Annotated in this window: 16 protein-coding genes; 8 read left to right on the top strand and 8 right to left on the bottom strand. The window is 71.1% G+C overall.

The genetic code is table 11. The annotated features are described in order from the left end of the window. Nucleotides 1–10 precede the first annotated feature (10 nt). From BLS25_RS13245 to BLS25_RS13235, 3 genes are all read left to right on the top strand, one after another. On the top strand, nucleotides 11–877 hold the full coding sequence (locus BLS25_RS13245; RefSeq protein WP_056226191.1) for a spermidine synthase: 867 nt from the start codon (nucleotides 11–13) through the stop codon (nucleotides 875–877). A 94-nt stretch (nucleotides 878–971) separates the two neighbouring features. After that, the gene (locus BLS25_RS13240) at nucleotides 972–1,499 is read left to right on the top strand and encodes a hypothetical protein (protein WP_056228266.1); all 528 of its coding nucleotides are present in this window, start codon (nucleotides 972–974) and stop codon (nucleotides 1,497–1,499) included. 30 nt (nucleotides 1,500–1,529) lie between these two features. Continuing rightward, complete coding sequence (locus BLS25_RS13235; protein WP_056226188.1) at nucleotides 1,530–2,018, top strand: SprT-like domain-containing protein; 489 nt, start codon at nucleotides 1,530–1,532, stop codon at nucleotides 2,016–2,018. Nucleotides 2,019–2,027: 9 nt separating this feature from the next. Here the strand turns inward: BLS25_RS13235 and BLS25_RS13230 are convergent, their stop codons facing one another. Then, complete coding sequence (locus BLS25_RS13230) at nucleotides 2,028–2,642, bottom strand: 2-phosphosulfolactate phosphatase (RefSeq protein WP_074696415.1); 615 nt, start codon at nucleotides 2,640–2,642, stop codon at nucleotides 2,028–2,030. Between the two features lie 82 nt (nucleotides 2,643–2,724). On the opposite strand from BLS25_RS13230, the gene BLS25_RS13225 reads away from it, so the two are divergent. Continuing rightward, a complete protein-coding gene (locus tag BLS25_RS13225) occupies nucleotides 2,725–3,225 on the top strand; it encodes a hypothetical protein (protein ID WP_056226181.1) in 501 nt (166 codons plus the stop codon). A 12-nt stretch (nucleotides 3,226–3,237) separates the two neighbouring features. Here the strand turns inward: BLS25_RS13225 and BLS25_RS13220 are convergent, their stop codons facing one another. The 3 genes from BLS25_RS13220 to BLS25_RS13210 all read right to left on the bottom strand — a co-directional run bounded on the left by BLS25_RS13220 (nucleotide 3,238) and on the right by BLS25_RS13210 (nucleotide 5,718). Then, nucleotides 3,238–3,888, bottom strand: coding sequence for a response regulator (locus tag BLS25_RS13220; protein WP_056226178.1), 651 nt, complete (start codon nucleotides 3,886–3,888; stop codon nucleotides 3,238–3,240). 64 nt (nucleotides 3,889–3,952) lie between these two features. Beyond that, entirely contained in the window at nucleotides 3,953–5,122 is a 1,170-nt protein-coding gene (locus BLS25_RS13215; protein ID WP_056228262.1) for a sensor histidine kinase, read from the bottom strand. Nucleotides 5,123–5,229: 107 nt separating this feature from the next. Then, the gene (locus BLS25_RS13210; protein ID WP_056226175.1) at nucleotides 5,230–5,718 is read right to left on the bottom strand and encodes an Lrp/AsnC family transcriptional regulator; all 489 of its coding nucleotides are present in this window, start codon (nucleotides 5,716–5,718) and stop codon (nucleotides 5,230–5,232) included. A 108-nt stretch (nucleotides 5,719–5,826) separates the two neighbouring features. Between BLS25_RS13210 and BLS25_RS13205 the strand changes: the two genes are divergently transcribed. Together BLS25_RS13205 and BLS25_RS13200 are read left to right on the top strand one after the other, a co-directional pair. After that, entirely contained in the window at nucleotides 5,827–7,224 is a 1,398-nt protein-coding gene (locus BLS25_RS13205) for a DUF6421 family protein (protein ID WP_143017960.1), read from the top strand. A 7-nt stretch (nucleotides 7,225–7,231) separates the two neighbouring features. Beyond that, entirely contained in the window at nucleotides 7,232–7,939 is a 708-nt protein-coding gene (locus BLS25_RS13200; RefSeq protein WP_074696413.1) for an SDR family NAD(P)-dependent oxidoreductase, read from the top strand. Here BLS25_RS13200 and BLS25_RS13195 read toward each other — a convergent pair. Continuing rightward, nucleotides 7,936–9,309 carry an MFS transporter gene (locus tag BLS25_RS13195; protein ID WP_074696411.1) on the bottom strand — a complete coding sequence of 458 codons (1,374 nt, stop codon included), beginning with the start codon at nucleotides 9,307–9,309 and terminating at the stop codon, nucleotides 7,936–7,938. The genes BLS25_RS13200 and BLS25_RS13195 overlap by 4 nt on opposite strands. A 64-nt stretch (nucleotides 9,310–9,373) precedes the next feature. Continuing rightward, nucleotides 9,374–12,550 (bottom strand): DEAD/DEAH box helicase, encoded by a 3,177-nt coding sequence (locus BLS25_RS13190; RefSeq protein ID WP_256335597.1) that lies wholly within the window; start codon nucleotides 12,548–12,550, stop codon nucleotides 9,374–9,376. Between the two features lie 126 nt (nucleotides 12,551–12,676). On the opposite strand from BLS25_RS13190, the gene BLS25_RS13185 reads away from it, so the two are divergent. After that, nucleotides 12,677–13,744 carry a threonine aldolase family protein gene (locus BLS25_RS13185; protein WP_056226163.1) on the top strand — a complete coding sequence of 356 codons (1,068 nt, stop codon included), beginning with the start codon at nucleotides 12,677–12,679 and terminating at the stop codon, nucleotides 13,742–13,744. Nucleotides 13,745–13,817: 73 nt separating this feature from the next. Here BLS25_RS13185 and BLS25_RS13180 read toward each other — a convergent pair whose 3' ends face one another. Together BLS25_RS13180 and BLS25_RS13175 are read right to left on the bottom strand one after the other, a co-directional pair. Further along, nucleotides 13,818–15,740 carry a M3 family metallopeptidase gene (locus BLS25_RS13180; protein ID WP_074696409.1) on the bottom strand — a complete coding sequence of 641 codons (1,923 nt, stop codon included), beginning with the start codon at nucleotides 15,738–15,740 and terminating at the stop codon, nucleotides 13,818–13,820. A gap of 67 nt (nucleotides 15,741–15,807) precedes the next feature. Continuing rightward, nucleotides 15,808–16,422 (bottom strand): NUDIX hydrolase family protein, encoded by a 615-nt coding sequence (locus BLS25_RS13175; protein WP_056226157.1) that lies wholly within the window; start codon nucleotides 16,420–16,422, stop codon nucleotides 15,808–15,810. Nucleotides 16,423–16,507: 85 nt separating this feature from the next. Between BLS25_RS13175 and BLS25_RS13170 the strand changes: the two genes are divergently transcribed. Then, complete coding sequence (locus BLS25_RS13170) at nucleotides 16,508–17,176, top strand: alpha/beta hydrolase (protein ID WP_074696407.1); 669 nt, start codon at nucleotides 16,508–16,510, stop codon at nucleotides 17,174–17,176. Nucleotides 17,177–17,246: the final 70 nt, after the last annotated feature.

Raw genomic sequence — 17,246 nt, 5'->3', positions numbered from 1 at the left:
GCGTGGGTTCATGGCCCGCATGCGCATCGAACCCGACGACGCCCCGACCGCGCGGCTGTCCGACGGCGCCCTCGCCCGCGTCTCGCCCTCGGGGTTCGTGTCGGGATGGGAGCTCGTCGTCGACGGGACACCCCAGTCGCACGTCGACCTCGACGACCCCACGCACCTGCACTTCGAGTACGTGGCGCGCATGGGCGCCGTGATCGATCGACTCCGGATGCCGGGACAGCCCCTCACCGCGGTCCACCTCGGCGCGGGCGCCCTCACGCTGCCGCGCTACGTGGAGGCGACCCGACCGGGCTCGCGCCAGCAGGTCATCGAGCTCGAGCCGGCGCTGTGGGACCTCGTGCGCGAGAACCTCCCCCTCCCCCGCGGCGCGTCGATTCGCGTGCGCATCGGCGACGCGCGTGCCGGGCTGTCGAGACTGCCGGCGGGGCTCTCGGGTGCCGTCGACCTCCTCATCAGCGACGTGTACTCCGGCGCGCAGACCCCCGCCCACCTCACCACCGTGGAGTTCTACCGCGAGGCGGCGGCCCTGCTCGCGCCCGAGGGGGTGCTCCTGGTGAACGTGTCCGACGGACCCGGACTGGCCTTCGCCCGCCGCCAGGTCGCCACGATCCGCGAGGTCCTGCCCGAGGTCATCGTCCTCGCCGAGGTGCAGGTGCTCAAGGGACGCCGATTCGGCAACCTCGTCGTCGCCGCCTCCGCAGCGACCCTGCCGGTCGAGTGGCTCCCGCGACTGATGGCGGCCGGCCCCCACCCCGCCAAGGTCTCTCAAGGCGCGGAGATCGAGGAGTTCATACGCGGGTCGCGACCGGCCACGGACGCCGATGCGACCGCGTCTCCGAAGCCCTCGGCATCCCTGTTCGAGAGATGATCACGGCGTCTTCGCCGCCCGACCGCGTGGCGAGGCACCCCTCGACGCCCGTGCGGCGCACACTGGAAGTCCTGCCGGAACGAGAGGAGCGATGGTGAGCTACATCCACGGGTACGACCCCGACACTTTGCGCGAGGTCACCGACTCCCGTGAGTGCGCGGAACGTCTCGAGGAGATCGGTTCCCAGCGCAGCCTCCACGCCCTCCTCGAGCGGGTGTGGCTCCTCAAGGTGCTCGACCGATTCGACGAGGCGCTCGCGATCTCGGAGCAGTCGGTTCGGGTCGCCCGCATGGCCGGCACCCGTCGCGATCTGCTGCGCGCGCGCATCCTCCACGCGACGATCATGCAGTGCCGCGGGGCCTACGCCGCCGCCGAGCAGGAGCTCACCATGTGCGCCGAAGAGGCCGAGGGGCAGGGTTGGGCGAGCATCGCCGCCTTCGCCCTCCAGCACCGCGGAAAGGTGCACTACGACGAGGGCGACTTCGACGCCGCCCGCCGCGACTTCAAGCAGGCGCTGTTCCTGCGGCAGAACGCCGGCGCCACCGACGCGCAGCTCGAATCGACCCTGCTCGCGATCGACGCCGCGGAGCGTCGCCGCACGCGCGAGGTCGTCGCGAGCTGAGTGTCGTAGGTCCCTTCTAGGCTTCCGCTCATGTCCGATCTGCAGCGCGTCCGCATCTGGGCCGAGGCGTTGATCGCCCTCCACCTCGATCCGTCGTGGACCTTCGCCTTCGACAACGCCAAGCGGCGCGCGGGCCTGTGCGACTACGGCCGTCAGCGCATCAGCGTCTCGCGCTACCTCTCCGCGCGCTACGACGACGACACGAATCACCAGACGCTGCTGCACGAGATCGCGCACGCCGTCGCGGGCCCGGCCGCGGGGCACGGACCGGTGTGGAAGCGGACGGCACGCGAGCTGGGTTACGTGGGCGGGACGACCCACGCCGGCGAGACCGCCAACGAACTCGCCCCGTGGGTCGGCACGTGCCCGGCGGGCCACGTCGCCTATCGGCACCGGCGTGCGACCCGGCCCACCTCGTGCGCGAAGTGCGCCCCGTCGTTCGACCCGCGTTTCGCTCTGTCGTGGGTTCACCGCGACATCAGCCGCGCGACGCGGCTCGCGGCCTCGACACCCCGCTAGGGCGAGGGCTCAGGCCGAAACGATCACCCCGTCGCGCAGGATCGGGACGACGGATGCCGCATCGCGCGCGGCCGAGGCGAGCACCGCCTCGCGTCGACCGTCGGCGGCGAGGGCGCGGCCGGTGCCGCTGGCCGTCAGCAGGTGCCGGACCGCTCCGCCGAGGGCGCGGAATCCTTCTCCCGCGACGGCGGCGTCGGGAGAGGCGTGGTCGATCCCGAGATCTCCGAGAGCGGCGATGACGGCGCCCGCGCCGAGCAGGTCGTCGACGGCGAAGCGGAGGCCGTCGTCGTCGGGGTAACCGGCGGCGACCACGGAGATGCTGGTGCGCTCACCTCGCGACAGCTGCACCTCGAGCACGTGGGCGGCGACGGCGGCCGCGTTGCGCAGTCCGCCGACGACGACATGGGCGCCGTCGCTCCCCGCCGCGAGCGCGAGTCCCGCGGCCTCATCACCCTCGAGGGGGAACGTCTCGCCGTCCTCGATCGCGTCCAGCGCGCGCATCGAGAGCCCCAGCGTTTGCACGATGATGGCGATGTGAGCGGGGGCGAGACGCTCCAGCCCCGAGCGGCCCCAGTCCAGACGCACCTGGTAGTCGGACTGGGCGAGGGCGGGAGAAGACGGCATCCCTCGATCGTAAAACGCCCGGAGTGCACCCCTCGCGTCAAGCCGTGCCCACCGACGGCCCGGATCGGGCACGATCGAGGTCATGCGCATCCTGCTGAAGTTCGTCATCGACTGCGACCCGGACGCCGCGTGGCGGGCACTGCACTCCCCCCGCGCCGTCGCGGAGCTGTACGGTCCGCTCCTCGACGTGGAAGCTCTGGGCGACATGCCGACCTCGTTCTCATCGGGCGACGACGTTCCCGTGCAGATGAGCGTCGCAGGCCTCGTTCCGGTGGGTCGCCAGCTCATCTCGGTCGCCGACCGCGAGACGAGCGACGGACACGGGCGCGTCCGCGTCTTCCGCGACTGGGGCGTTCCCCTGACCGGACCGCTGTCGGTGCTCGACGTGTGGGATCACCAGATGGCGGTGTCGGCCGCCCCCGGAGAGCCCGGCCGCACCCTCTGGCGAGAGAGACTGACCATCGGCGGCGCCGCGGCCCCGGCCCTGTGGCCGGCGCTCTGGGCGACGTGGCAGTGGCGCGCGACGCGCATCAAGGCCCTCGCCCCCACGTGGGCGCACGACCCGGAGAACGACGACGCCTGAGGCGCCCGCCGCTCAGGCGAGGCCGTGGCGATAGGCGAAGACCACGAGCTGCACGCGATCGCGCAGGGCGAGCTTGGTGAGGATGCGACTGATGTGCGTCTTCACCGTCGCCTCGGAGAGGAACTCGCGCTCCGCGATCTCGGCGTTGCTGAGCCCCGCCGCGGCGAGGGCGAAGATCTCGCGTTCGCGATCGGTCAGCGCGCCGTAGGCCGCCGGAACCGGCTCTCCTCCCCCGCCGTCGGCGATGTGGGCGAAGAGCTCGCGCGTCGCCTCGGCGGCGATCACCGCCGAGCCGGCGTGCACGGTGCGCACCGCCGACAGCAGAAACTCCGGCTCGGAATCCTTCAGCAGGAACCCGCTGGCCCCGCCCTGGATCGCGCGGGCGGCGGCCTCGTCGAGGTCGAACGTCGTCAGCACGACGACCCGCGGCGCGTCGGGCTCGCGCAGGATCTCGGCCGTCGCCGCCAGACCGTCCATGACCGGCATCCGCACGTCCATGAGCACGAGGTCGGGGCGCGTGGAACGGACGACCTCGACGCCCTCGCGGCCATCCGACGCCTCCCCCACCACCTCGAGGTCGGGCTGCGAGTCGATCACCATGCGGATCCCGGCGCGGAACAGGGCTTGATCGTCGACGAGGACGATGCGGACGGGGGCGGTCATGACGACGGCTCCTCTCGCGGGTCGGGGGTGGCTCGGCATCCACTCTGCCCTCTCGCTCGGGCGTTCACAGCGGGGAGCCGATCGGGAGGGTGGCGCGCACGACGAACTCGCCGTACTCGGGCCCCGCGGTCAGGTGACCGCCGACGAGCTGCGCACGCTCGCGCATGCCGATCAGCCCGTGCCCGCCCGATGGAGGGCTAGCCGGAGCGGGGACGGATGCCGTGGCCCGGGCATTGCGCACCGAGGCGACGACCCGGTCGGGCCACCATCCCAGGTGCACGCGCACGCGCGGGTCGACTCCGTGCCGCAGGGCGTTGGTGAGCGCCTCCTGCATGATGCGGTAGACCGCGAGCTGGATGGCCGCGGGGGGCTCGCCCGGGGGCAACGGGTCGACCTCGACCTCGAGGGCCACGCCCGCCGCCCGCATCCGCTGGAAGAGGGTCTCGAGGTCGGCGAGAGTCGGCTGAGGCCCCTCGGCCTGCGAGTGCCGCAACTGAGTGAGGAGCAACCTCACGTCGGCGAGCGCGGCGCGCGCGGTCGACGAGATCGTCGTGAGCGCCTCGGCGCTCGCCCGCGGATCGGATGCCGCGGCGTACCGGGCACCGTCGGCCTGGGCGATGACCACCGCCAGGGAGTGCGCGACGACGTCGTGCATGTCGCGGGCGATGCGGACACGCTCCTGCTCGGCGATCGTCTCGGCCTCGGCCGCCCGCTGAGCCCGGCTGTTCGCCGCAGCCCTCATGGCCGTGCGCACCAGTGCACCCGAGACCCAGGCCAGCATGAGCGCGAAGCCCGCCGCGAGGAAGAGCGCAATGACGGCGAACCAGTCGTTCCCGTTCGGCGGGGCCTGCAGCCCGCGACCCACGAGGTACAGCGGAACCACGGCCGCTCCGACGATCGCCGAGACGAAGCCGAACCAGAACACGCGCCGCGAGCCGTACGCCGACGTCGTATACAGGACGGCGAAGATCGCGAGGTCGGACGGCGACGGCTGCCGGCCGAACCCCATCTGCGCGAGGGCGGCCGCCCACGCCACGCAGAGGGCGAGGCCCGGATGGAGCCGTCGCAGAGCCACCGCCCCCGCGAAGGCGAGCGCGATGAAGAATCCCGCGACGTTGTCGATCGGGGTGGCGCTCGCGACGAGCTCGATCGCGATGGCCACCAGGAAGAACACCACGGCGATACCGAGGTCGGTGACCAGCTGATAGCGGGTGAGCGGGCGCAGAGCGAACATCACGGCCACGCTACGCGGACCGACGGGGGCGGGGCATCCGTCGCGGGATGTATCCCGCCGTCAGCCGTCGTGCGGATGGCCTCGGGACCAGGTCCCGTGGCCGGGGGTCACGCCGGGTAGTCGGCGGGCTCGATCGGTCGCGCCTCGAAGAACGTCTGGAGCACCACGGTCGTGCGCGTGTTGACCTGCGCCGCGGCGCGGATGTCGCGGATCAGCTCTTCGAGATCGCGGGGCGTCGGCACGCGGACGAACAGCATGTAGGCCGCCTCGCCCGCGATGGAGTGGCACGCCTCGATCGGGGTCAGGTGGGCCAGCAGCTCGGGGGCGTTGTCGGGCTGCGCGGGATCGAGGGGCGTGATCTCGACGAACGCGGCGAGGGGTCGCCCGAGGGCCTCGGCATCGAGGATCGGACGGTAGCCCTTCACGATGCCGCGTGCCTCGAGTCGGCGCAGACGGGATTGCACCGCCGACACAGAGAGCCCGACGCGCTCCGAGAGGTGCGAGAGCGTCGCCCGCGCGTCGAGGGAGATCTCTCGCACGATGGCCGCATCGACGGAGTCCTCGAGGCGAGGGGCGCGGGATGAGGCCTCGGTCATGCGGTCGACAGTATCAGCGGCGCCGCGGGCCGCTCTTTCGGAATCCGTAAGTTTTCCGTTAGCATCCAGGTTTAGCAGGAATTTTTACAGCACAGAATGGAGGATGCCATGACCATCGCCACGCCCACCCGTGCCGCCGACGATCTGATCGCCGACCACGGCGTCGACACGGTCGAGCAGACCCCCGCCTGGATCCAGCTGAAGAGCGCGGCCACCGCCCTGCAGGCACTTCAGGCCAAAGACGGGTCCATCGAGGACACCGCCGCGGCCGCACCCCTGCTCGACGACCTCATCACCGCCATCGAGGCACTCGCCCCCCTCTTCCCCCACGACCGGTCCTACCTCGCGGCCTCCGTCGCCGACTTCCGCCGGTGGCGCGACGCCGGCCTCGGCGTGCCCGACTTCCTCGACTCCCTCGTCGCCTTCCAGCCCCAGGAGCACCGGGTCGACGGCATCCGCCACCTTGTCGTGTTCCCGATGTACACGCAGAACGGCTCCAACGAACGACACGTCGAGGCGGTGCTCGTCGAGGCGATCTGGCCCGAGTTCATCGCGCGACTCGAGACCGAGTACACCAACCGTCTGTTCGTCTCACTGCGTCTGATCGACTTCACCTCGGGCTACGACACGAACTCGGCCGTGCTCTTCCCCGAGACCGTGGCGATGCGTGAGATTCCGACCTTCACCTGGGGCGCGATCTTCCAGGACCGCGAAGCGGCGCGGTACCGCCGCGTGACCCGCGCCGCTGCCGAGATCACCAAGCTCGACCTCCCCGAGGCCGCCGCCCGCATGCTCGACGACCAGTCGCTCACCGAGCAGACGTTCGTGATGTGGGACCTCATCCACGACCGCACGCACATGCGCGGCGACCTTCCGTTCGACCCGTTCATGATCAAGCAGCGGATGCCGTTCTTCCTCTACTCGCTCGAAGAGCTGCGCTGCGACCTCACCGCCTTCCGCGAGTGCGTCTCGCTGCAAGCGCGGCTGTCGGCGCGCGACGACCTCGATGCGACCGAGAAGGCGATGCTCGAGCACGCCGAGCTCGTGCAGTACGCGGTGATCTTCGACCGGATCTTCCGCTTCGCCATCACCGGGTCCCGTGTACGCAACTACGACGGCCTCGGCGGACAGCTGCTGTTCGCCTGGCTGCACCAGCACCGCGTGCTGCACTGGACCGACACGTCGCTCGCCTTCGACTGGGACGAGGTGCCCGGCGCGGTCATCGCCCTCGCCGACGCGATCGACGAGCTGTACTGGCGCTCGATCGACCGCCCCAAGGTCGCGCACTGGCTCGCCGCATACGATCTCGTTCGCGGAGTCGTCACACCCCACCCCGCCTCGGTGTGGGCGCGCGGACTGTCCGACGAAGTGCTCGCGGGGCTGCCGAAGGGCTACACCGACGCGGTGCTCGACGACGAGTTCCCCCTGTCGATGTTCTTCGAAGCGCTCGAGAAGAAGATGCGCCCGGTCATCGCGTCGACCGCGGGCATCCGCGGGACGGACTGACCGTCGCATGAGCTCCCTCGCGACCGCACCCGTCCCGCACGAGCGGGTGCGGGGACGACTCGTGCTGCTGGCCGGCGGAACGAGCGCGGCCGGTCGCGCGTGTGCGCTCGCCCTCGTCGAGGCGGGGGCGCGCGTCGTGATCGTCGGATCGAACGCCGACCGCCTGGCCGCTTCCGCCGCGTCCGCCCCGGGGGCGGCGACTGAGCAGTGCGATCTGACCGATCCGGATGCCGTGGCGGACCTGCGCGCGCGCGTGAACGACGCGCATGGCCCGGTCGACGGTGTCGTGCACCTCGTGGGCGGGTGGCGAGGCGGAGGCGGGCTGGCCGGGCAGAGCGACGAGGATCTCGCCGTGTTGCTGCGATCGTTCACCGCACTGCGGAACGTGAGCCGCACCTTCGACGACGATCTGCGCTCCTCGGATGCCGGACGCCTGGCGATCGTCTCGTCCACGGCCGTGGCGCGGCCCCTCGCCGGGGGCGCCAACTACGCCGCGGTGAAGGCCGCGAGCGAGGCCTGGACGCGGGCCGCCGCGCAGGGCTACGCGAAGCACGCGCGAGACGGGGGACGCGAGCTCTCGGCCGCCGGCGTGATCTTCCGGGTGCGGAGCCTGGACGGTCTCGAGCACGCCCTGGCCGCGGCCGTCGTGGCCCTGTGGGACGACGACGCCGCGGCGTGGAACGACGTCGTCATCGAGATCGAGGCCGGCGGCTAGACCGCACCCACCTCGGCGTTGACCTCGGCCGTCCGGTACTGCCGGGAGAGCGTCCGGTACGAACGCGTGGCGAAAGCCAGCGCACCCGCGATCACCATCACGACCCCCGAGACGGCGAACACCAGCGCGATGCCGCGGGACTCCCCCTCGCCGAGCAGCCAGCCCCACGTCGCGCGGCCGTCTTCTGCGTCCATGTACGGGATGATCAGGAATTGCGCGATCGGCGCGATGAGGAACGACGTCACGGGCGCCGCAGCCGACTCGAACGCCGCGGCGAAACCGAAGACGCGCCCCTGGGTCTCGAAGGGGACGACCTTCTGGATGACCGTCTGCTCCGCCGCCTCGACCGGTGGGATGAGGGCCATGTAGACCCAGATGCCCACCGCGTACAGCCACCACCATTCGCGCAGGGTGAAGAGCGCCCCCAGAGCCCCCATCGCGATGACGATCCAGAGCATCGTGCGGATGGGGTTCTTTCCGAGGCCGAACTTCGCGACGAGACCACCGCCGACGATGAATCCGGTCGCGGTCACCCCGAGGACGATGCCCCAGATCTGCACGTCGAACATCTCGAGGCCGTACGGGTCCATGAGCGCCATGTACACGCCGCCGATGAGGTTGTTGAACGTCGAGAAGACGATGAGAGCGAACAGGCCCGGGGCGCGGCGCACGGCCCGGACCGCCCCGCGGAGATCGACGACGGGACCGGGAGCCGTGCCGGCGGCGGGGCGCTCCTCGGGGATGCGGATCGTCAACAGGTGGGCGAGCGCGAGGACGGTCAGTGCCAGCGCGATGGCGAGCGTCCATCCCATGCCCAGGAACCCGACGGACAGCCCGCTGAACACGCTCGTCACCACGAACGCGAGGCCCTGCACGGTGCCGACCAGGCCGTTCGCGTTGGCGTGACGCTCGACGGGGACGAGGAGCGTCACGGTCGTCGACAGAGCGATGTTGCGAAGGTTCTCGATCACGGCCCCGGCGAGGATGATGCCCGAGAAGAGCCAGAACCACGGTCCGCCCAGGTCGAGGAGCGCGGCCTCGGGAAACGCCAGCCAGAGCGCCCCCGCCAGCAGGAACGCCACGAGCGTCACGAACCCGGAGACCACCATGACCCGGTGCTTGCGATGGCGATCGACGAGCGAGCCGAACACCATCGCGAACACCGCGAGGAGCAACATGTACGCACCGCCGACGATGCCGGTGGCGAGGACGGAGCGGGTCTCGAGATAGACCCAGAACGTGAGGGCGAACCAGAGGAAGCTCGTGGTCACGTTGGCGGCGGCAGTGTTGACGAGCACCGCGAGAAAGGTGCGGCGCCCGGACGACGCGACCGCGTCGAGCGGGGCGGCGGGGGCCGGACTCTCGGACATAGCGCCACGGTAGACCGGGGGTCCGACATTGACCAGGGGCCGGTCGAACGGCGGATCCTCGGGGTCAGTCGATGAGGCTGCGGATGTCCGCCGCCGTCAGGCGGGTGCCGCCACCGAACGTCTCGCCCTCGCCGCCGTCGAGCACACGCGAGAAGAGCTCGGCCTTCGTCTCGCGCAGGGTCACCACCTTCTGCTCGATGGTGTCGGCGGCCACGAGCCGGTACACGATCACGGGACGGGTCTGCCCGATGCGATGCGCACGATCGATGGCCTGGTCTTCGACCGCGGGGTTCCACCACGGGTCGAGGAGCACCACGTAGTCCGCCTCCACGAGATTGAGGCCCACTCCGCCGGCTTTGAGCGAGATGAAGAACGCCGGGTCGTCGCCCTCGCGGAAGCGGTCGATCTCGACCTGTCGGTGCGGGGTGGCACCGTCGAGGTAGCCGGACGGAAGACCCGCTTCTGTGCATCTGTCTCGAGCCGCGCGCAGGAACCGCGTGAACTGGCTGAGGACGAGGACACGGTGTCCCTCGGCAGCGGCCTCGGTCACGAGTTCGACGAGGGCGTCGAGTTTGGCGGACGGAGCCTCTCCCTCGTCGACCAACGCCGGATCGAGAGCGAGCTGGCGCAGCATCGTCAGCGAGCGGAAGATCGCGAAGCGATTGCCCTCCGCATCGTCGAGCAGGCCCAGGAGGCGTTGACGCTCGCGATGGAAGCGCCGGTCGTACAGCTTGCGATGCGTCGGGTGCAGGGTCACCTCGACCACGGTCTCCTGCTTCGAGGGGAGCTCGGACGCGACGAGTTCTTTCGTCCGTCGCAACAGGAACGGGCGGATCCGTCGGCGGAGCAGGTCGAGGCGCGCGGAATCGGAGTGCTTCTCGATGGGCGTGCGGTACATCGCGGTGAAGGACTCGCGAGTGCCCAGAAGCCCCGGCGCCACGAGAGACATGAGGGCCCAGAGTTCGAGCAGGTTGTTCTCCATCGGCGTGCCCGTGATGACGAGCGTGAAAGGCACCGAGAGAGCGCGCGCCGCGCGGTAGCCCCGCGAGGAGGGGTTCTTGATCTGCTGTGCCTCGTCGAGCACGAGCCCCGACCACTCGACCTCGGCGTACTGCTCCTGCTCGAGACGGAACAGCGCATAGCTCGTGACCACCACGTGCGCACCCGCGGCGGCCTCGGAGATGGGGGTGGAGCGTCGCGCCTGCGTCGAGGCGATGGTCGCCACTCGCAGTCCTGGAGCGAATGCGGCGCACTCGCGAGCCCAGTTGCCCACGACACTCGTCGGCGCCACGATCAGGAACGGGGCCATCTCGGGGTCGGACTCGCGGGCGACCTCCATCATCGCGATCGCCTGCACGGTCTTGCCCAGGCCCATGTCGTCGGCGAGGACGCCCCCGAGCCCCTGCGTGCGGAGGAAGTGCAGCCAGTCCAGGCCCGAGCGTTGGTAATCGCGCAGCGTGGCTCGCAGGCCCGCGGGGGACGCGACAGGGGCGAGAGCCGCCTCGTCGGTGAGACCACGCACGCGCAGCCACCACTCCGCCTCTTGCGCCGCGAGGAGGCCGAGCTCGGATAGGTCGTCCCAGAGACCGACGTTGTAGCGGTTGAGCTTCAACCCGCCGTCCGGGCGATCGGCGAGTGTCCGCGCCTCGTCGATGACCGCGCGGAGACGGTCGAAGGCGGGGGTGTCCAGTCGGACGTATGACCCGTCGTCCAGGAAGAGAGCCCGGTCACCCACGACCAGTGCGGTGTAGAGCGCGGAGAAGTCGACCTCGGTCTCGCCCACCGTGACGCGCGCGCGCAGGTCGAACCAGTCGCTGCCGTCGTCGTCACCGGTACGAAGCTCCACGGAAGCCGGCTCGGCCGCCGCGCGAGAGGGTGCGGCGCCGTCGGCGACGTTCACTCGGACGTGATCCAAAGCCTGCAGCCGCGGCACGCCCTCGGCGACGAAGATCGCCGCGTCCGCGGGAGTCCACGCCCGGGGCGGGGTGGTACCCGAGGGGAAAGGTTGCGGAACGCCGACGCCCAGCTCGGTCGCGATGGCCGCCACGGCGTCCCACACCGCGGACTCGTGCGCCGCGTCGCGCCGGCCGTTGGTGGATGACCGGTCCCACCGGACGGTGACGGACGCACGACCGCCCCGGTGGTCGAGGTCGAGCTCGAGGACTGGACGTGGCGGAGGCGGCAGGTCGACCGTGCCCCTGGGGGACACCACGGGGGCCTCGAGCTGCAAGCGCGGAAGGTAGTCGTGCAGGAACACCTCGGAACCCCCGTCGACGGCGAGGGCGCCCGGTCGCGCCAGCAGCCCGCGGACGGCCCCCGTCACCGGCGTCGCCAGGCGCGCGATGCTGAACCTCTCATCGTCGCCGTCGCGATCCGCCACGAAAGCAACGGCGACGGCAGGGTCGCCCACCACCCACGACGACAGCGACGCGACGTCGTCGTCGACACCCTCGAGGATCCCTCTCACGTGCAGGGCCGAGCCGCGTCGGTCGACGGCGACCGCCGCCGTCATTTCGGGCTCGAGAATCCGCACCGGGTGATGTGCGCCCGAGGCCGCCACGAGTGGCACCCCGGCCGCGATGACGGCTTCGAGCTGCATCCAGAGCGAATGCGGGGGGACGGCGGAGAGCGGCATCCATTCGTCGGAGAGGAACGCGCCGTTCCCGGAGCGGCCGAGGCGGCCCAGGCTGTCGAGGGCGGCGCGGGCCCGCGGGTCGGCGGAGAGGAGCGACAGCCCCGACCATCCGGCGCGCCCCTTGATCCAGGTACCGCGCGTCCCCCGCATGCCGGGGCGGGCGGTGAGCGTCAGCGCGGTGCTGCGTCCGTGGCCTCCCCCGCGCCGGATGGCGAGGAAGAGGCACAGGTCGACGGCCTGCTCGTCGTCGACCCGGGCGCCGACCGTGAGCAATTCGTCGAGGGTGCGCTGCCACTCGGGGCGCGGCGGCCGGCCGGCCGAGATCATCCGGTCGAAGAGCACCACCGCTGCGGCGCACGAATGCTCGCACTCGGGACCGCGGCCGCACGAGCACCAGCCGGACACGCGCGTGAAATCCGTGGGCACGCGCAGTTCGAGGTGTTCGTACCCGGCTGCCCCGAAGGACTGCGCGGAGACGACGAGAACGCCGTCGAACGCCTTCACGTCGCCGACTTCGACCGAGCCGTAGATGAGGAGCCGGTCGGCGCGCGACATCGCCGCCGGGGAGAAGATCTCGCCGGCGATGCTGAGCGCCTCGGGGTCCATGTGCACTCCGCCATTCTCCCGGGCCCCACCGACATCCCGGCGCCGCCGGGGACGCGAAAAGGGAGAACGCTTCGAGACGCATCCCTGGGGAGGAGGGTCATGTCCCCCGGTCGTTACGCTGGAGGAGTGACCACCCTCCACGATTCCTCGGTGCGCGGTTTCGCCTCCGACAACTACTCCGGCATCCACCCCGATGTCCTCGCCGCGATCTCCGCCGCCAACGAAGGCCACCAGGTCGCCTACGGCGAAGACGTCTACACCTCCCGCCTCCAGGAGCTGTTCGTCTCGCTGCTCGGCGACGGCGTCGAGGCCTACCCGGTCTTCAACGGCACCGGCGCCAACGTGGTCGGCCTGCAGTCGATGCTCCCCCGCTGGGGCGCCGTGATCTCGGCATCCACCGCGCACATCAACGTGGACGAGGGCGGCGCTCCCGAGCGCGTCGGCGGCATCAAGCTGCTGACCGTCCCGACCGACGACGGCAAGCTGACCCCCGAGCTCGTCGACCGCGAGGCCTGGGGATGGGGAGACGAGCACCGCGCGCAGCCGCTGGTCGTCTCGATCACGCAGTCGACCGAGCTCGGCACCCTCTACACGGTCGACGAGATTCGCGAGCTCGCCGCCCACGCCCACGGCCACGGCATGCGCCTGCACATGGACGGCGCGCGCATCTCGAACGCCGCCGCGGCCCTCGACGTTCCCCTGCGGGCCTTCACGCGCGACGCCGGCGTCGACGTGCTGAGCTTCGGGGGGACGAAGAACGGCGCGATGATCGGCGAGGCCATCGTCGTGCTCGACCCCGAGGCCTCCACCGGGCTCACGTACCTGCGCAAGCTCGACATGCAGCTGTCGAGCAAGATGCGGTTCGTCTCGGCGCAGCTGGTCGCCCTGCTCGAGAACGACCTGTGGCTGAAGAACGCGCGTCACTCCAACGCGATGGCGCAGCGCCTGCGCGAGGGCATCGAGGCGGGTCTCTCCGACGGCTCGATCCAGGGCGTCGAGTTCACCCAGCCGACGCAGGCCAACGGCGTGTTCGCGATCCTGCCGGCCGGCGTCGCCGACCGCCTGCGTCAGAGCTTCCGCTTCTACGACTGGGACGAACTGCGGCGCGAGGTGCGGTGGATGTGCTCGTTTGATACGACCGAGGCCGACATCGACGCCTTCATCGCGGCGATCGCCCGCGAGACGACGGCCTGAGCTCGCGCCCCCACGCGCTCACGTCGCACCCAGGGCCGCGGCATCCGGAAAGGGATGCCGCGGCCCTCGACGTTCACGCGCCGGCGAGCCAGTCCCGGTAGGCGTCGAAGGTCGACTCACGACCGAGGAACGCCTTCACGAGGTCGCGGGCGTCACGGGTGCCGCCCGGTTCGAGGATCTCGCGCCGATAGCGCGTGGCCGTGTCGACGTCGAACAGGTCGTCGCCGAAGGCCGACAACAGGTCGCGGGCGATCACGAGGCTCCACTGGTACGTGTAGTAGCAGGCGCCGTAGCCGGTCAGGTGTCCGAACCCGGCGTATGAGTGCGAACCGTCGAGCGGCGTGACGGGGCTCGCGGCGCGGTAGTAGCCGTCGACGGCTTCGGCGAGGTCGGCGGGCCGGTCGACGTGAAGGCGGTACGAGGTCGTGGCGTGGCCGAGCTGACGCGTGACCTCCAGGGCCCGGCCGAAGGCGTCGGCCGTGCGCATGCGTGCGACGAGGTCGGCCGGGATCGGCTCGCCCTCGTCGTTCACGGCGAAGGCGGCGAGCGCTTCGGCATCCCACGCCCACTCCTCGAGCAACTGGCTGGGGGCCTCGACGAAGTCCCACTCCGTCGCCACGCCCGTCCACCGCGCCCACTTCTGGTGGCCGCCGAGGATGTCGTGCACGAGGTGACCGAACTCGTGGAAGAACGTCACCACCTCGTCGTGCTCGAGCAGGCCGCGCGAGAAGTTGCACAGCAGCACCGACTCGGGCAGCGACCGACCGGTGATGCCCGGGGCCAGACCGAAGCACGCGGCGTGGTTGTACTTGCCGTCGCGCGGGTGCAGGTCGAGGTGGATGCGCCCGAGGCGCTCCTCGCCGCGCACGACGTCGTAGGTGCGCACGTCGTCGTGCCAGGAGGGCGCGTCGACGGGGACGTACTCCACATCGAGCAGGCGCGCGGTGGTCGCGAGGACCCCCTCGAGCACGCGGTCGAAGCGGAAGTACGAGCGCACGAGCTGCGAGTCGACGTCGTACTCCTCGCGCTTGAGGGCGCTGAGGACGTACCAGAAGTCGGCGATCGTGACGGCGTCGGCGGTGGGCTCGTCTCGGCGGAGACGCTCGAGCACGCGGTCGTACTCGACGGCGGCGGCGGGAGCCACGGCATCCGCCACCTTCTCGAGGAAGGTCTTCACCGCGGCCGACGAACCGATCATGCGGGTCTCGGTCTCGTAGTCGGCCCAGTCGCCGTATCCGAGCAGCGCCGCGCGCTCGGCACGGACGGCGAGCATCTCGGCGAGCACGGGCTCGTTCACGGGCCACGCGAGGTCGTTGTACGCCCCCATGAGCTCGTGGCGCACCGCGCGGTCTCGCGCGTACTCGCGCACCGGCATGAGGTCGGTGTATTCGGTGGTGAGCGTCACCATCCCGTCGGCATCGGCCGGGTGTTCTGCGAGGAAGTCATCGGGGAGACCGTCGAGCGACGACGCGGGCACGCGGGTCTCGCGGCGGCCCTCACGGATGTTGCGCGAGAAGGTCAACGAGAGCTCGGTGTCGCGGTCGGTCAGCTCGCGCACGCGCTCGCGGTCGGCCTCGTCGAGGTCGACGCCGCCGCGACGGAAGTCGCGCTGGATCTGGGCGAGCAGGCGCTGCTCGTCGGAGTCGAGTCCGTCGGCGGTGGCATCGGCGAAGACGCCCCACAGCGCGCGGTCCAGGAGCCGGCGTGACTGCACGGCGTCGACCGCCTGCGCCTGCTTCTCTGCGGCGTCCCGCACCTCGCCATCGGGATGCGATTCGCTCACCAGGTGGGAGGGCGCAGCGGCCTCGCTCAGGGCGATCTCGGCCTCGTTCCACAGCGCGAGACGCTCCTGCAGCGGGAGATCGGCCTCGGCGGTGAGCCGGGCGTCGATCTCGGCCACGCGCGCGAGGCGCTCGGTCGGACGGTCTTCGGCGAATGCTCGCCACCCGTCGAGGTCGCGCGGAAGGGTCAGGGGTTCCAGGGGAGGATGCGGCATGCTTCGACCCTAGGCAGGGCCTCCGACACAGGCAATCATCCGAGCGCCGGAACCCCGTCCTCCCGGGTCAGCGCAGGGCGCCGACCGATGCGAGCGCCTGACGGATGAGGGTGCCGCGGCCGCCCTCCATCTCATCGGACAGGGCGTCGGATGCCGCCTCTTCGGGCGACAGCCACGTGACCTCGAGCGCGTCCTGGCGCGGTTCGCACGTACCCGTGACGGGGACGACGAAGGCGAGCGCCACCGCGTGCTGGCGGTCGTCGTGGAACGCGCTGACCCCGGGGAGGGGGAAGTACTCGGCGACCGTGAACGGCGTGGGCGAGGGCGGAAGCAGCGGGAAGGCCATCGGTCCGAGGTCGTTCTCGAGGTGCCGGAAGAGCGCGTCGCGCACCGTCTCGCCGTAGCGGACGCGGCCCGAGACGAGGGTGCGGGTCATCTCGCCGAGCGGGGTGGCACGCAGCAGGATGCCGACCTGGGTGACGGCGCCCATGCCATCGGTGCGCACCGGCAGGGCCTCGACGTAGAGCATCGGCAGGCGTCGCCGCGCCTCGGCGAGTTCGACCTCGCTCAGCCAGCCCGGGTTGGGGTTGGGACCCCCCTGAGCTCCTGAGAAGGACGCCGAGAGCGGCTCGCGCTCATCGCCGTTGTCGCCGGGTTCGGGATCGGGAGTGCGCACGGGCATGCTCCCTGTATATCAACGCTCCGCTCCGGATGCCGCGTGTCCGACCCCGCGGGGCGATGTCGGAGGCCTTTGCGACAATGGCCGCATGAGCACCACGCCCTCCCTCGATCCATCCGTCGTGCAGTGGTCGGTGCCGCGCGCGGAACGCGGCGACCGACCGGTTCTCGTGCTGCTGCACGGCTACGGTTCCGACGAGAACGACCTGTTCGGTCTCGTGCCGTATCTCCCCGACGCCTTCGTCGTCGCGAGCGTGCGCGCTCCGCTGTCCCCGCCGTGGCCCATGCCCGGGGCCTCGTGGTACCCGATCGAGGGCCTCGACGGCCGCGATCCGGCCGCCGTCACCCGCGCGGCCGACGCGGTGCTGGCCTGGATCCGCTCCACCGTGGGCGAGAGTCCCGTGGGACTGCTCGGGTTCTCGCAGGGTGGAGCGGTCGCTGTGCAGACCCTCCGTGTGAACCCGGATGCCGTGTCCTTCGCCGTCGTCCTCGCCGGGTACGCCGCGGGTGGCGAGCTGCCCGGCGATGCCGTCCTGGCGGAGCGGCGCCCTCCGGTGTTCTGGGGGCGTGGCGCGGCGGACGACGTGATCCCGCCGCTGCTGATCGACGCGACCTCGCAATGGCTGCCCCGCCACAGCGAGCTCCGAGGCCGGGTGTACCCGGGCCTCACCCACTCCATCTCCCAGGACGAGCTCGACGACGTGCGCACCTTCCTCAACGAACGGCTGGCCGACCGCGCCGGTGCCGCCGCGCACTGACCGCGGGGGTATCGCGCGGGCCGAGCGTCGGCTATCGTGAATGCTCCTGTCCCCGAGAACGAGGTCTCCT

The sequence above is a fragment of the Microbacterium testaceum StLB037 genome (genome assembly GCF_900104345.1).
Lineage (GTDB): Bacteria > Actinomycetota > Actinomycetes > Actinomycetales > Microbacteriaceae > Microbacterium > Microbacterium testaceum_A.
Note: the sequence above shows the minus strand (reverse complement) of the source record. Positions and strands in the feature narration are given on the sequence as shown.

What these genes read in the sequence shown, in the direction of transcription:
- BLS25_RS13245 (WP_056226191.1), top strand. Translation starts at nt 11, where the DNA reads ATGGCCCGCATGCGCATCGAACCCGACGACGCCCCGACCGCGCGGCTG.
- BLS25_RS13235 (WP_056226188.1), top strand. Translation starts at nt 1,530, where the DNA reads ATGTCCGATCTGCAGCGCGTCCGCATCTGGGCCGAGGCGTTGATCGCC.
- BLS25_RS13230 (WP_074696415.1), bottom strand. Translation starts at nt 2,642, where the DNA reads ATGCCGTCTTCTCCCGCCCTCGCCCAGTCCGACTACCAGGTGCGTCTG.
- BLS25_RS13225 (WP_056226181.1), top strand. Translation starts at nt 2,725, where the DNA reads ATGCGCATCCTGCTGAAGTTCGTCATCGACTGCGACCCGGACGCCGCG.
- BLS25_RS13220 (WP_056226178.1), bottom strand. Translation starts at nt 3,888, where the DNA reads ATGACCGCCCCCGTCCGCATCGTCCTCGTCGACGATCAAGCCCTGTTC.
- BLS25_RS13215 (WP_056228262.1), bottom strand. Translation starts at nt 5,122, where the DNA reads ATGTTCGCTCTGCGCCCGCTCACCCGCTATCAGCTGGTCACCGACCTC.
- BLS25_RS13210 (WP_056226175.1), bottom strand. Translation starts at nt 5,718, where the DNA reads ATGACCGAGGCCTCATCCCGCGCCCCTCGCCTCGAGGACTCCGTCGAT.
- BLS25_RS13205 (WP_143017960.1), top strand. Translation starts at nt 5,827, where the DNA reads ATGACCATCGCCACGCCCACCCGTGCCGCCGACGATCTGATCGCCGAC.
- BLS25_RS13200 (WP_074696413.1), top strand. Translation starts at nt 7,232, where the DNA reads ATGAGCTCCCTCGCGACCGCACCCGTCCCGCACGAGCGGGTGCGGGGA.
- BLS25_RS13195 (WP_074696411.1), bottom strand. Translation starts at nt 9,309, where the DNA reads ATGTCCGAGAGTCCGGCCCCCGCCGCCCCGCTCGACGCGGTCGCGTCG.
- BLS25_RS13190 (WP_256335597.1), bottom strand. Translation starts at nt 12,550, where the DNA reads ATGGACCCCGAGGCGCTCAGCATCGCCGGCGAGATCTTCTCCCCGGCG.
- BLS25_RS13180 (WP_074696409.1), bottom strand. Translation starts at nt 15,740, where the DNA reads ATGCCGCATCCTCCCCTGGAACCCCTGACCCTTCCGCGCGACCTCGAC.
- BLS25_RS13175 (WP_056226157.1), bottom strand. Translation starts at nt 16,422, where the DNA reads ATGCCCGTGCGCACTCCCGATCCCGAACCCGGCGACAACGGCGATGAG.
- BLS25_RS13170 (WP_074696407.1), top strand. Translation starts at nt 16,508, where the DNA reads ATGAGCACCACGCCCTCCCTCGATCCATCCGTCGTGCAGTGGTCGGTG.